The organism is Luteitalea pratensis, from assembly GCF_001618865.1.
Classification (GTDB): domain Bacteria; phylum Acidobacteriota; class Vicinamibacteria; order Vicinamibacterales; family Vicinamibacteraceae; genus Luteitalea; species Luteitalea pratensis.
Genome location: NZ_CP015136.1, coordinates 4,031,663 through 4,045,843, shown reverse-complemented (window position 1 = coordinate 4,045,843; position 14,181 = coordinate 4,031,663). Strand labels below are relative to the sequence as shown.

Here is a 14,181-nt window from a genome sequence, read left to right as displayed (position 1 = left end):
ATGGCACCGGCCCCCGTCATCAACGCCCTGACCATCGACGTCGAGGACTATTTCCACGCGTCGGCATTGGCCGGGGCCGCGCCACGCGCCGAGTGGGATTCACTGCCCTCGCGCGTCGGCCAGAACACGCGATTGCTGCTCGACATATTCGATGGCGCTGGCGTGCGCGGGACCTGCTTCGTGCTCGGATGGGTCGCCCGCCGCGATCCCGACCTGGTCAGGGAGATCGCCGCGCGCGGGCACGAGGTAGCCTCGCACGGGTTCTGGCATCAGCTGATCTACGACCAATCGCGTCAGGAATTCCGGGCCGACGTCCGAGAGGCCCGCGCGCTGCTCCAGGATCTGACCGGTCAGCCGGTGCTCGGCTATCGGGCGCCCAGCTTCTCGATCGTCGAACGATCGCTCTGGGCGCTCGACGTGCTGGTCGAGGAAGGCTATCGCTACGACGCGAGCATCTTCCCCATCCACCACGATCGCTACGGCATCCCGGATGCGCCGCGCACGATTCACCTCCGGCACACGACGGCCGGCCCGATCGTGGAGGTGCCGTCGTCGACCGTCCGGCTCGGCAAGAATCTGCCGACGGCCGGGGGTGGGTATTTTCGGCTGCTTCCCTACGCGTGGACCCGCTGGGGCATCCGCCGTGTGAACGCCGAGGGCATGCCTGCCATCTTCTACCTGCATCCGTGGGAAGTGGACCCTGGGCAGCCAGTGATGCCCCTGTCGCCGCTCACGCGTATCCGGCACTACCGCAATCTCGACAAATGCGCGGCACGGCTCGATCAGATGCTCCGCGACTTCCGATTCGGCACGCTCGGCAGCATCGTCACGCCGCACCTGGCGTCCGTTCACACCCACTGACGTGAGTGCCTCCCCAACCGTCGCATCGTCGCCCCTGCGCCCGCTTACGCCCGAGGTACTCGGCGCGGAGTACCTCGGCGTCCGGTCGACCCGCCCACTGTTGTTCGTGGTGGTGGATACCGAGGAGGAGTTCGACTGGCGAGCGCCCTTCACGAGGGCGAGCACCAGTGTCCGGGCGATGTGTCACGTTGAACGCGGCCAGGCCATCTTCGATCGCTATGCCATCCGGCCGACCTATGTCATCGACTACTGTGTCGCCACCCAGGACGAGGGGTACGCGCCCCTCGTCGAATTCGCGCAGGCGAACCGCTGCCAGGTTGGCGCCCACCTGCACCCCTGGGTGACGCCGCCCTTCGAGGAGCCGGTGGACGGCTTTCACAGCTACGCGTGCAACCTCGACCCCGATCTCGAGATGCGCAAGCTGACGACGCTCCACGAGGCCATCGTCTCGCACGCCGGGGTGACCCCGCTCGTCTACAAGGCCGGCCGGTATGGGCTCGGCACGAACACGCTCGCGTGGCTGGTCGATCATGGCTACGACACGGATGCGAGCATCAACCCGACGCTGCCGCCCTCCGACGATGGAGGGCCGGACTTCCGCGGCTTCGACTCGCGGGCGTTCATGATGCAGGCGGGCCGCCTGCTCGAGCTGCCCCTCACCCACGGGTATGCAGGCTGGGCGGGTTCCCTGAAGGCTCCTCTGCAGGCCATTGCCGCCTCTTCCCTGGGCGAGCGGGTGAAGGCGGCGGGCATCCTGGCGAGGCTCGGCGTGACCAACCGGATCATGTTGTCGCCGGAGGCCTCCACCCTCGAGGAGATGAAGGCCGTGACCCGCACGCTCTTGCGCGAGGGGCTGCGCACGTTTTCACTGACATTCCACAGTCCCTCACTCGACGTCGGGCACACGCCGTACGTGCGCTCGGCCCTCCAGTTGCAGCAGTTCCTCGACACCATCGACGCGTACTGCGCATTCTTCTTCGGGGAGCTGCAGGGGCTCCCCTCGACGCCCGCGGACTTCCGCTCGAAGTTCCTGGCAGGACAGGCACAGCATTCATGAAGGTTCTCGGCATCTCTCCCCTCGACAAGGACTCCACCGTCACGTTCGTGGAGGACGGCCGCATCGTCTATGCCGCCGGCGAAGAGCGCTTCACCCGCGTCAAGTTGCAGGACGGCTTCCCGTGGCAGTCGCTCCAGGACGGCATGGAATTCACGGGCTGGGCCGCCGAAGAGATCGACGAGGTGAGTTACGCGTTCCTGCCATGGGACGAAGAGACGAGGCTCTTCACGAAGAGCCTCGAGGAGGAGGCGCGCTGGCTCGGGGAGACCGAGTCGGCAGACACGCAGCGGCAGATCAAGGAAGCGCTCGGGCGCGTCCCGAAACGCTCGCAGGTCATTCCTGGGCTCGGTGATCCGAACGAGCGGATGGAAAAGAGCCTGGTCAAGAACCTCGCCTATCGGGTGCTCGCAAGCGAGAGTCTCGTCTCACGCAACGTCGCCCGGCGCGGCTCGGACCAGTGGGGCCAGGGCGCTTCGAACTATCACAAGAAGTGGCATGAGGAACTCGAGAACGGCCTCGCCGATGTCGGACTGCTGCCAAAGTTGAAGCGGTACGAGCACCACGAGACGCACTCGGCCAACGCGTACTTCACGAGCGGCTTCGATGAGGCGGTGATCATCACGCTCGACGGCTACGGATCCGGTCTCGCCGGCAGCGCAAGCCTGGGCCGCGGCGGCGAGATCACGCGCCTGCACGGCATCAAGTACCCGCATTCGCTCGGCACGTTCTACGAGTCGGTGACGTCGGGACTCGGATTCAAGCCGAGTCGGCATGAAGGGAAGATCGTCGGCCTGGCCGCGTACGGCGATCCCTACATCCTGCGCGACCTGCTGCTGTCACGCTTCGACCAGGAGCCCGGTGACTTCCGCATCAAGGAAGCCAACAACATCTACTTCGTGCGGATGCTGGCCAGCCAGTTCCCGAAGATCGACGTCGCTGCGGCCTACCAGCACGTGCTCGAAGTCGTGGCCACGGCGTACGTGGCCCACTACGTCAAGCAGACCGGTGTCAAGAACGTCGTGCTGTCTGGTGGTGTGGTCGCCAACGTCAAGCTGAACCAGCGCATCAAGGAAATTCCTGGCGTCGAGAAGATCTTCATCCATCCCGACATGGGCGACGGTGGCTGCGGCACGGGTGCCGCCCTGTTGCCGTTCATCCAGCCAGGCAAGACGTGGGCTGCGGTCAAGGATGTCTACCTGGGGCCCGAGTACTCGGACAAGCAGATCGAGGACGCGCTCCGCACGGCGCGGTTGCCCTTCGACCACTACCCCACCATCGAGCCCAAGATCGCCCAGCTCATCGCGAGCGGCAAGGTCGTCGCCCGCTTCAACGGGCGCATGGAGTACGGCCCACGCGCGCTCGGGAACCGTTCGATCCTGTATCACGCGCACGAGCCCGAAGTGAACCAGTGGCTCAATCAGCGCCTGGGTCGTACGGAGTTCATGCCGTTCGCGCCGGCCACGCTCAGCGAGCACCGGCACGAGTGTTACAAGAACATCGACGGCGCCGAGTATGCCGCGCAGTTCATGACCGTGACCTTCGATTGCACGGAGAAGATGCGCAAGGATTCACCCGCGGCCGTGCACGTGGACGGCACCGCCCGGCCGCAACTGGTGACGCCCGAGTCCAACCCGAGCTTCCATGCGGTGCTCACGGAGTTCCACAAGCTCACCGGCGTGCCCTCGGTGATCAACACGAGCTTCAACATGCACGAGGAGCCGATCGTCTGCGCCCCCGACGATGCCATCCGGGCGTTCTTGCAGGGGAACCTCGAGTACCTGGCCATGGGGCCGTACCTCGTTGCCCACCCGTCCTCGCGCCGGTGATTGCGTGATCACGCTCGCGCTCGGAGGCTGGCACTCCCACGGAGCGGCAGCCGTCGGCTCACGCGGTCGCTTGCTTGCCGCGCTCGACGCAGGCAGCGTCGTCGGTGTGCGCGAGATCGGACTGCTCGCGGTGCCCGACCCGTGGGTCGTCGCGGCGCGCTGCCTGGCAGCGGCCGGGGCGTCGTGGGACGAGGTCGCACAAGTGTGCCTGGTGACCGATACGCCGGCAGTCGGCGGCGTCGCGCAGGTCCCCGCTGACGTGGAAGCGTACGCGCGTGGTCGAGGGCTTGTCGTGGGTACGGCCACGACAATGGATGCCGATCGGGCCACCCGCGCGTTCGCGGAGACGCTCGAACCAGGCCAACCGGTGCTGTATGCCGGGATCGCTGATGCCTGGCTGGCAAGCGATGGCGGATTGGTCCACATCACGGGCTACGGGGACCTGGCCGCCGCTGCGGCTCGTCTGTCGGCCGCCCTGGGGCAGGGCCGACGGGAACCGTGGCACGCCTTGCAGAGCCTCGCGGAGGGCCGCCAGCCCGAGGCGCGCTGGGACGGCGCCATGCGGCCCGTCATGGCGGCGGGCCCGGCCGCAGTTGACGTTGCTCGTGAAGCACTGGAGCGGCTGATTGCCGACGCATCCGCAACGGTCTCCGTGGCTCTCGACAGCGCCGACTCACCTCACGTGGGCGCCCAGATGCTGCGTGCAGCCCTCGCGTCGGCCTTCCTCGTTCGCGTCCGCGAAATCCTCAACGACGTCGGCGGCGACGGTCGCGCCATCGTCGGCGGCCGCGTCGGGACACTTCCCGCGGTCAGCCGACATCGACTGGCCGACGTGCTCCCCTGTCCTGACGCGCGTGGCGCCGTGATCGGTGCCGCGATTGGGGCCCTCGCGCCAGGCGAGGGCGTCCGGCTACAGGGGATCGGAGAAAACTTCTCGGAGGCTGACGTCAAGCTGGCGCTCGAGTCGTCGCGTCTCGACTACCTCTACGAGCCCCGACCGGAACGACTCATGGACCGCATCAGCGCCCTGCTTGCCGCTGGCAAGCTCGTCGCGTGGTTCGAGGGGCGCGCCGACTTCGGGGACGTTCCCTGCGGGTCGCGCGTGGTCGTTGCCGATGCGGCGGAACGCTATAGCCGCGACAACGTCAACGTGTACCTGCGGCACCGATCCGTCGACAGCCTGTTGACCGTGATGCTCACCGCCGCGACCGCCACGCGCATCTTCGGAGACCGGGCGCCGGCGCCAGGACAGCGCGCCCGACTCACTGTCCCGCCCGCACACACTGCCGCCTTTGATGGAGCCGCGAACAAGCACGGGATCATCGACCTCGTGGTCGCGTGTGACAGCGGCGCCCCGGGATTCCACCAGTTGCTGGCGCATCACGAGGCGCGCACCGGCCACCCCGCACTGGTCGTCAGTCGACTGGCGGCGGCTGACGGCGCGGTGGCCGCCCGGCCCATCGACGCCCTCGCCGTCACCTACACCACGCCCCTGGATGCGCTGGTGATGGGCCGCTTCGTCGTCTTCAAGGACTACTGGCTGCTCCGTTCAGGAACCCCGACTGCGTGACTTCGGCCGACTCACACGTTCCGTTCGTTCTCTCCTTTGCCTCCGCTTCACCGCTGACTCGTCGAGGTGAGCCGGTCGTCTGCGGGGTGCCGCTGCCGCGCGGCCTGGTGAAGGATGTCGATTTGCGGGTCGACGGCAGCGACGGCGCCTTGCAGACCGATGTACTCGATCGCTGGTCGGACGGCTCGGCCCGTTGGGCACTCGTCAGCCTCCGCGTCAACCAGGATGACGCGACACCTTCGGGCGTGGCGCTCGCCGTTGCCGAGGCCACCAAGGCCTCGCAGCGCCCGTCGCTGATTCGGCGCGACGGCTTGCGTGTGTTGGTCGACACTGGCCGGCTGCAACTCACCCTGGGCACGGGCGGCCGGTGGCCGGTGCTGGCCGCAAGCATCGATGGCCGTGAGGTCTGCGATATCGCCAGCAGCGGGCTGTTGCTGACGGCGGCAGGAGGCGCCGAGATTCCGGTGTCGGTGGACCGGGTGTGGGTCGAACGCGCGGGTCCGTCCCACGCGCTGATTCGCGCCAGCGGGCAACACATGGACGCCGGCAGGGCCCTCGCGTACGTCGAGTGGCAGATCACCGTGTACGCCGGCTTGCCGGTGATGCAGGTGGCGATCACGCTCCGGAATCCCCGCAAGGCTGAACATCCCGGCGGCCATTGGGAACTCGGCGACTCGGGCTCGCTCCTGCTCGAGGACGTCACGTTCGCGCTCCGCCTTCCGGCCCGGGATCGCGTGTCGGCGGCGGCGTGTTCGGCCGACGCAGGAGAGGACCTTGCCGGTGTCGCCCTGCCGTTCGCGCTCTACCAGGAATCGAGCGGCGGCGAGCGCTGGCAGGGGACCAATCACGTCAATCGAGACGGCCGAGTCCCCCAGACGATACGTGGGTACCGCCGGAGCGATGGCATCACCGGGCTGCGAGCGACGCCACTCCTCCATCTGCAGACATCTGCCGGCGCGATCACGCTGGCCACGAGGCAGTTCTGGCAGAACTGCCCGAAGCAGCTGGCCATCGACGCGGAAGGAGTGAGTTACTCGTTGTGGCCGCGCGAGTATCCGGACGGCCATGAACTGCAGGGTGGCGAACAGCGCACGCACGTGTTCGCCCTCGCGTTCGGCGACGACGGCATCACGGACGTCGCGCTCGACTGGTGGCGCTCGCCGCTCGTTCCCGTCATCGATCCAGCCTGGACGGCCGCGACCGGCGCCATCGCGCAGCTGCTCCCGGAGGCGCGCGATCCACACGCCGCGTACATCGCCCTCGTCCGTCAGGCGATCGAAGGCGCCGACACGTTCGCGCACAAGCGCGAACGGGTCGACGAGTACGGGTGGCGCCATTTCGGCGACATCTACGGCGATCACGAGGCGGTACGCCACCAGGGCCCCGAACCGCTCGTCTCGCACTACAACAACCAGTACGACCCGGTCTTCGGATTCGCCGTGCAGTTCCTGCGCAGTGGCGACCCTCGTTGGTGGCCGCATTGTGACGCGCTCGCCAGCCACGTGGTGGACGTGGACATCTACCACACCACCGAGGACAAGGCCGCCTACAACAACGGCCTCTTCTGGCACACGGTGCATTACATCGACGCCGGCAAGGCGACCCATCGCACCTACCCCAAGGCTGCGGGCTCGCACGGCGGCGGACCCGCCTCCGAGCAGAACTACACCACCGGCTTGATGACGCACTGGTTCCTGACCGGGAACCCGCTCAGCCGCGAGACCGCGATCGCGCTCGGTCAGTTCGTCATCGACATCGACGATGGCACGAAGACCCCGTTCAAGTGGCTGGACGGCGGCCATACCGGGTTGGCGACGGCGTCGGCAAGCGAGTTCTACCATGGGCCCGGCCGGGGATCGGGCAACTCGCTCAACGCGCTCATCGACGCACATCGCCTGAGCGGCGATGCGCGGTTCCTCGAGAAGGCCGATCAGGTCATCCGCCGCGCCGTCCACCCACGACAGGACATCGCCGCGTTGAACCTGCCGGACATCGAGCGCAAATGGTTCTACACGATGTTCCTGCAGTCGCTCGGCAAGTACCTCGACTACCGCGCCGAACTCGGACGTCTCGATGCCGCTTACGCCTATGCTCGCGAGACGCTGCTGCATTTCGCACGGTGGATGGCGGAACACGAGTACCCGTACCTCGAAAAGCCCGAGGTGCTGGAGTTCCCGACCGAGACGTGGCCCGCGCAGGACATCCGCAAGAGCGAGGTGTTCATGTACGCGGCGCTGCACGCCTCCGGAGCGGAGCGCGAGCGTTTCTTCGAGCGCGCGGACTTCTTCTTCCGCTATTCGGTCGATACCCTGACGGCCGATCGACGCAAGTCGCTCGCGCGTCCGGTGATCCTGCTGCTCGCGCATGGCTGGCGACACGCGTGGGCGCTGGCCAACCGTGACGCGTCGGCGCCGGTTCCGTCGGTGACCCCCGCCACGTGGCCGCCACACGAGGTATTCGTTCCTCAGAAGGCGCGAGCGATGAAGCGCGCAAAGATGATCACCGGGGCCGTCGCCACGGCGACACTGGCTGGAGCCGTCGCCTTGCTCACGTCGATCGTGTGGTAGGGACGGCTCTCCGAGCCGTCCACCTCCACGCCGAAACGGTCCCGTTGTCGTGGCCGTCTAGCGATGGACCGCTCGGAGAGCGGTCCCTACCTTCGGGGCTTCACTCCCGCCCCCTCAGCACCCTGGCCGGAACACCGCCGGCGATGACGCGCGCCGGCAGGTTCTGTGTCACGACCGCCCCCGCAGCCACGATCGTCTGCTCGCCAACATCGGCCATCACGACGGCGGCGCTGCCAATCCAGCAGTCGCGGCCGACGCGCACAGTCCGCAGGCTGCCTGGCTGCAGTCGCATGGGGACGGTCAGGCTCGCAGTGCCGTGGGTGTCCGGTCCGCTGGGCACGTGGACGCCGGCGGCCAGCATCGTGTCTTCACCGATCTCTGCCCTTCCGATCTGGCAGTACGGGCCGATGTAGGCGTTGGCGCCGATCCGCGCGCCCGTCTGCGAGAACAGCGTCCCGTACTCCACACACGCCGACCTGTCGCAGTGATCGAGCACGAGCCGCAGGAACGCCACGCGTTGGTATCGTCCGCGCAGCCCCGGAATCCTTGCCAGTCCCTGCGATGCGCCAAGCAGCGCCCGGTCCGGCCCGACAGCCTGCGCCATCAACAGCCACGTCAAATACCTGGGCACCACCCAGATGGTCGCGACGACATGCAGGACACCTTTCATGGCCGCATCTCGGAGGCAGGCACCCGGCGGCCCGATGGCACGGCCGGATAGCGTGCCACCAGTTCTTCGTAGATCCGCTCGACGCGTGCCATCCGTGCCTGGAACGACAGTTCGCCGTCGATGCGGGCGCGAGCCCTGCTGGCCAGCGCGCGGGCCCGCGCGGGACCGCGCAGCGCTTCCCGGAGCGCCGACTCGAGCGCACTCCCATCGCCGCACGGCACGATCCACGCCTCCTGGCCGTCGCGGGCAATCTCCGCCGTGCCTCCAGCGGCTGTCGCAACGATGGGATTCTCGAACGCCATGGCTTCGAGCACCGCGTTGGGCGTGCCTTCGTAATCTGACGACTGCACGAACAGGTCGAGAGCGTGATGGACGCGAGCGATATCGCCCTGATGGCCGAGGAGGCGGAGTCGCGGGCCGAGCCCGGTTGCCTGCACCTGTCGTTCGAGGGCGCCACGCGCGCTGCCGTCGCCAGCGATCACCAACGTGGTATCGGGCTGGTCCTTGGCGACACGGGCGAACACGTCGATCAGCAGCGTGAAGTTCTTCTGGGGCTCCAGGCGCCCTACCGTACCGATGACGCGACCGTTGGTGGGCAGGCCGAGAGCCGCGCGTGCGTCGGCATCGCGCGAACGGTCACGCGCGAATGCCTTCGGGTCGATGGCGTTCAGCACGACGTCGATGCGGTCGGCACGTGCTCCCGCCGACAGCAGCGCCTGCTTGATCTCGCTCGATACCGCGAGCACCCTCGGATGCCGTGCGATCAGCCACTTGTCCAACGGGTAGTAGGCCAGCCGTTCCCTGGCACTGTGCCCGGTCCACCCGTGCGCCGTGGTCAGCGGGATGAACGGCAGACGTCGAGCCAACCACCAGTTCAGCGCGTCGGTCTTGTAGTCGTGCGCGTGGACGATGTCGATCCGACGCTCGAGGATCAGCGCGCGCAGTTTGCCGACGACAGCCGGGTCGAAGGAATTCCTCTCGCGAATCTCGACGTAGTCGATCGGCAGAGACGCCGCGCGGTTGTCGATCCCATACACGGTGTCACGATCGTCGCGGACGTAGCAGACCGTGACCGCGAAGCACTGCGGATCGGCCCGCGCGGCGCCGAGCAGGATTGTCTTTTCCGGCCCACCGCCGGTACCCCAGACGGACCGGAGTTCGAGGATACGAATCGGTCGGTTCACGGCGTGCTCGCCTCGCCTCGGCGACGCGTGCCGTGGGATGCCCGGACGACGAGCGCGAGGGCGCGGGCGATCTCGTAGACCGCCGCGACCGCGATGTTTCCGAGGACGTCGGTCCATGACCGGGTATTGCGACGTCCCATGCGAAGCGCTCGCACCATGATGGACGCGCTGACCAGCGCCAATGCCGCCCCGAGCAACGCGCGGCCGGCGCCGCCCTCCGCATGCGTGCCTGCAGAGACCCTCGCCATCGTCACTGCGAGGCCGACGACGACGAGCACCAACGCGGCAAGGACGGCGATCGGTGTCACGAGACTCGGGAGGGCACGCAACGTCAAAGGCCCTCGCAGCGACACGCGGATGTTGTCCCGTCCCCGCCACAGCTCGCTGAGAAAGAGCGCTTTGAGCGTCGATGGATCTCCGAGGTGCACGCTGCGCATGCCCGGATCACCGACCAGCCTCAGCCCCGCCCGCCGCACGCGATTGCACAGGTCGACGTCCTCACAGGTCTCCAGACCCTCATCGAAGCCGCCAAGACTGGTGAAGACGTCGCGACGAATGACCAGGTTGCCGCTGCCGAGCCAATCGGTGTCTTCTCGCCGCTGCGGCCTGATGCGGAACCGGTCGTATGCGCGCTGCACCCACGTTCCCGGCGTCGGCGCATGATATGGCGCGCCCGCCGCCGCCACGCTCGGATCGGCAAGCGCGTCAAGGCTCGCCTCGAGCCAGCCGGGCGCCAGCACGTGGTCGGCATCCACGAGTCCCACCAGTGGGGTCGTCGTTCGCGCCACCGCCCGATTGCGCATCTGCGCCACCGAGAGGCCCGGCAGCGTCAGCAGCGTAGCGCCATGGCGGAGGGCCACGTCCGGCGTGTCGTCCTTCGAGCCGTTGTCGGCGACGATCACCGGGACGTCGACTCCACCTGGCTGCGCCAACAGCGACTGCAGACAGGCGTCGAGCCGCCGCGCGTCGTCGCGCACGGGGATGACCACGGACAGGCGCGTTTCCCTGGTGCTCACGCGTGGCCCGTGACCCGCCGGTGCCCCTCGACGTAGCGATCGCGGTAACGCTCGATGGTGCGATTCAGCTGAAAAGTCTCGAGAGCCCGCTCTCGAGCACTCGCGCCGAGCTGGGCAGTCAGCGTCGGATTGCGCAACAACTGCAGGAGGGCTGTCGCGGCAGCTCGATGATCGCCGCGCGGCACCAGGAGGCCATCGCGTCCTTGCCGCACGAGTTCCGGATTACCACCGACATCGGTGACGACGCTCGGCACACCGGACGCCATCGCCTCGAGCACCGTGATGGAGGCCCCTTCGCTCACCGAGGTCAGCGCGAACACGTCGGCGGCCCGCAGGAGGTTCGGGACGTCGCGGCGCACGCCCAGGAAGTGCACGCGCGGCGTGATCCCAAGTTCGGCCGCCTGCCGCTCGAGTTCGGAGCGGAGTTGGCCGTCGCCGGCCAGGACCAGGTCCACGTCTTCGACCTCGCCGCACACCAGGGCGAAGGCACGCAGCAGCATCGCGTGGTCCTTGACGGGGTGGAAGCGCGCGATGCAGGCGACATGGCGACGCGTTGGGTCGAGACTGACCATGCTCTTGGCGGCGTGCTTGTCCGCGACGGGGTCGTAGGCGAGCACGTCGATGCCATTCTCGATGACATCAATCGGCAGCGGGAATCCGTCCCTGTCGTGGAGGGCGCGGGCACTGAAACCGGCGACGGCGTTGACGTCGTCGGCGAAGTGACTGAGGACCCAGCGATTCGCAAGCCGACGCTTCGCGGAAACCACGTCCGGATAATGACGGCCGTGCTCAGTCAGCATCAGCCAGGTCTTGTGGCCCACCAGGGGTTTGGCCAAGGCCGCGTAGAAGAATGGGGTGTACTGGTGCGCGTGGATCACTCGCACGTGTCGATTGCGCAGGATGGCCGCCATCCGCATACTGACACCCAGATCGACACCGGGATTGCGATCCAGGGACAGCACTTCCACGCCCTCCCTGCGCATGATCTCGCCAAGCTGGCCCACCGCGTCGAGGCAGATCACGACGGGTTCGACACGTGAACCGAGCCGCCTGATCGTCTCAGCCACGAGCACCTCGGCCCCTGCGACTTGCATGACGTGCAATACGAAAGCGATCGAGATACTCTCGCTCCCCATGCCTAGATCGGGGACTCGGTGTTCGCGGCGCTGCCCTTGCCTTCAGCCCTCTGTCTCGAAGGCAGATCGCTCAAGAGACTGCGATAGAGCGCAATGGCTGCAACCACCCAGACAATCAACTGAACTGCTTGAACGACGCTGTGTGACTGCAGACGTCCAGGGCTCCAGAGAGTCAGCCCGACACACAGCGACGCCCCACCTATCCAGTTATCCTCCGTTTCGTAGTATCGGAGCAGCAACGGGACCAGCAGGAAAATGAGAATCACATCATCGTAGGGGCGGTGGTATGTCCACAGACGCGCCGCGACTGCGCTGAAGGCGAACAGGTTCGTCAACGACGTCCTCCGGAGGCGCACCAACGGCACCGCAAGGAGGGCGGCGCATGCAAGGACAGGCACGGCGAGGGCTGCGCCGCCGCCAAGCCCGACATCGGTGGCGACGCTTTGAAAGGACAGTTGACTGGCCGGCGCCAGGTATTCCCCCACGACAGAAAGCTGGCGCAGCATGGTGACCGGGTCAGTCGCGAGCCGCCACCATGTCATGAGGGTCGCCAGTGCCCCGGTGGATGCGACCGCCGCGAGCATTGGGATTCGTCCGTTGGCCGCCACTGCCAGCAAGAAGGGGACGCTCAGCGTGGGCTTCGCCAGTGCCAGCAACAGGAGAACCCCTGCAGGGACCGCGCGGCCAAGCCCGTCCAACTGCAAGACGAGGACGAGCAATCCCGTGATCAGCAGGCTGTATTGCCCGACGTCGACCGCCGTGCCGGCGGCGCTCATCGCCGCGCAGGCAGCGCAGACCAAGCCGGCCGCCCGCGTGCCATGAACCCTGGCCCCATTCCACGCCCAACCCAAAATCGTGATCGAGGCAGCGAAATTCAGTAGCGCATAGTAGATGCGTACCGCGGGCCATGAAGGCCAGAACCACAGCAACCCACCCGGGTACGCCCACGGTGGATTCGCCGGGTCGCCGAAGCCGATAGTCTCCGAATATGGGGCCGGCGGCCGCCCAGCAAAGCGAGCCACCCTGTCAGAGTCCCTCCATGGACCATGCTGCATCCAGATGTCGAACGGGTTCACCCCGTGCAGGAAGTACCGATGCTCGACCCATTTTTGCCGAAGGTCGATAGCTGAGCTTTTCGCGTCCCCTACGACCAGAGAGACGTACCCCTTTGTCTGGTAGGCGAGTGCCAGGCACGCCAGCACGATCGTCAACGCCATGCTAGCGGCTGTGTGTCGAGCGATCATGTGCCGGGGTGGCCGAGCGTGTCGGGATTTCGGACGGAAGGCTCGGCTGGAGAGTCCGTCGCGCAGTCGTTGCAAATGGTCCACGGCTTGCATGCACACTTGGCGCATGGGCGGTGTTGCACGGTCTCCCGACGGCAGCACATGATGGCGTCGCCACTTTACACCAAGTCCATGGTGCGCCTGGTCGACATGGGCACAGGGCCCGCCAGTCCTGATTCGTGTGTCCCGGCTGAAAGAACAAGGAATGCGGCTGTCGCTGTACACGTCGGTACGTAACGTGGTGAGGATGGATTTTCCGGTGCGGGAAATGCTCCAGCATCACCTGCCACTAGCCGACGAGATCATCGTCAATGAAGGGCACTCCGACGACGGCACGCTCGAGCTCGTTTCCAGCATCGACCCGAAGATCAAGGTGTTCAGGCACGCTTGGGACGACACGCCGTCGCCGGCGTGGTGGGCACGGTTCTCTGACGATGCCAGGAGGCACTGCACCGGCGACTGGTGCCTGAAGCTCGACTGTGACGAGTTCATCCCGGAGTGGGAATTCGCCAGGCTCCACGAACAGATACGTACCGCCAGCGAAGACATCCTGCCTGTGAAGTTCACCAACTTCTATGGCAACTACAGGGTCTATCACGCGGCTCCGGAGAAAATCCGATGGATCACCCACAAGTGGATTCTCCATCGCAATCGACCGGACGTGCACTACGTCGGAGACGGATCCAGCGCCCAGATCGGCGAACAACCCTGGCCGGCGGTACGGTCTGACGCGCTGACGTTGCACCATTTCGGCGCAGTACGTGATGCGGCGCAGATGCGTAAAAAATGGCGGGAGGACGGCCTGCGAAAACAGAATCGCCGAGGCCCCTGGATTCCTCAGTTCATCTACAACTTTCGACCGCATGACTGGTTCGACGCAGACTTCATCGACGACCTCGCGACCTATGAGGGCCCCTTCATTGGACCCGTCCGAGAGGCGCCGGATCGCTTCACGAAAGATAACCTAAGGCTATTTCATCACCTCAAGCAGTTGGGACGTTGAGGACCAAG

Annotated in this window: 11 protein-coding genes; 6 read left to right on the top strand and 5 right to left on the bottom strand. The window is 66.6% G+C overall.

The window, feature by feature from the left end; all coding sequences use genetic code 11:
• From LuPra_RS16565 to LuPra_RS16545, 5 genes are all read left to right on the top strand, one after another.
• The gene (locus LuPra_RS16565) at positions 1–861 is read left to right on the top strand and encodes an XrtA system polysaccharide deacetylase (protein WP_110171766.1); all 861 of its coding nucleotides are present in this window, start codon (positions 1–3) and stop codon (positions 859–861) included.
• 1 nt (position 862) lies between these two features.
• A complete protein-coding gene (locus tag LuPra_RS16560; RefSeq protein WP_110171765.1) occupies positions 863–1,918 on the top strand; it encodes a polysaccharide deacetylase family protein in 1,056 nt (351 codons plus the stop codon).
• Complete coding sequence (locus LuPra_RS16555; protein ID WP_110171764.1) at positions 1,915–3,744, top strand: carbamoyltransferase family protein; 1,830 nt, start codon at positions 1,915–1,917, stop codon at positions 3,742–3,744. Before LuPra_RS16560 ends, LuPra_RS16555 begins: the two co-directional genes overlap by 4 nt.
• A complete protein-coding gene (locus LuPra_RS16550) occupies positions 3,719–5,314 on the top strand; it encodes a carbamoyltransferase C-terminal domain-containing protein (RefSeq protein WP_157899285.1) in 1,596 nt (531 codons plus the stop codon). Before LuPra_RS16555 ends, LuPra_RS16550 begins: the two co-directional genes overlap by 26 nt.
• 86 nt (positions 5,315–5,400) lie before the next feature.
• Positions 5,401–7,881, top strand: a complete 2,481-nt coding sequence (locus LuPra_RS16545) for a hypothetical protein (protein ID WP_234800429.1) — start codon at positions 5,401–5,403, stop codon at positions 7,879–7,881.
• Between the two features lie 100 nt (positions 7,882–7,981).
• On the opposite strand, the gene LuPra_RS16540 is transcribed toward LuPra_RS16545, so the two are convergent.
• From LuPra_RS16540 to LuPra_RS16520, 5 genes are read right to left on the bottom strand one after another with little or no spacing between them, the layout of a single operon-like run.
• Positions 7,982–8,551, bottom strand: a complete 570-nt coding sequence (locus LuPra_RS16540) for an acyltransferase (protein WP_110171762.1) — start codon at positions 8,549–8,551, stop codon at positions 7,982–7,984.
• Positions 8,548–9,735: a glycosyltransferase gene (locus LuPra_RS16535; RefSeq protein ID WP_162271424.1), complete on the bottom strand. Its 1,188-nt coding sequence runs from the start codon at positions 9,733–9,735 to the stop codon at positions 8,548–8,550. The genes LuPra_RS16540 and LuPra_RS16535 overlap by 4 nt, the downstream gene beginning before the upstream one ends.
• Positions 9,732–10,751, bottom strand: a complete 1,020-nt coding sequence (locus LuPra_RS16530) for a glycosyltransferase family 2 protein (protein WP_110171760.1) — start codon at positions 10,749–10,751, stop codon at positions 9,732–9,734. Before LuPra_RS16530 ends, LuPra_RS16535 begins: the two co-directional genes overlap by 4 nt.
• Positions 10,748–11,887 carry a glycosyltransferase gene (locus LuPra_RS16525; protein WP_110171759.1) on the bottom strand — a complete coding sequence of 380 codons (1,140 nt, stop codon included), beginning with the start codon at positions 11,885–11,887 and terminating at the stop codon, positions 10,748–10,750. The genes LuPra_RS16530 and LuPra_RS16525 overlap by 4 nt, the downstream gene beginning before the upstream one ends.
• Before the next feature lie 2 nt (positions 11,888–11,889).
• Positions 11,890–13,104, bottom strand: a complete 1,215-nt coding sequence (locus tag LuPra_RS16520) for a glycosyltransferase family 87 protein (protein WP_157899284.1) — start codon at positions 13,102–13,104, stop codon at positions 11,890–11,892.
• A gap of 247 nt (positions 13,105–13,351) precedes the next feature.
• Here LuPra_RS16520 and LuPra_RS16515 point away from each other — a divergent pair, with 247 nt between their 5' ends.
• Positions 13,352–14,173 (top strand): glycosyltransferase family 2 protein, encoded by an 822-nt coding sequence (locus LuPra_RS16515; RefSeq protein ID WP_157899283.1) that lies wholly within the window; start codon positions 13,352–13,354, stop codon positions 14,171–14,173.
• Positions 14,174–14,181 lie beyond the last annotated feature (8 nt).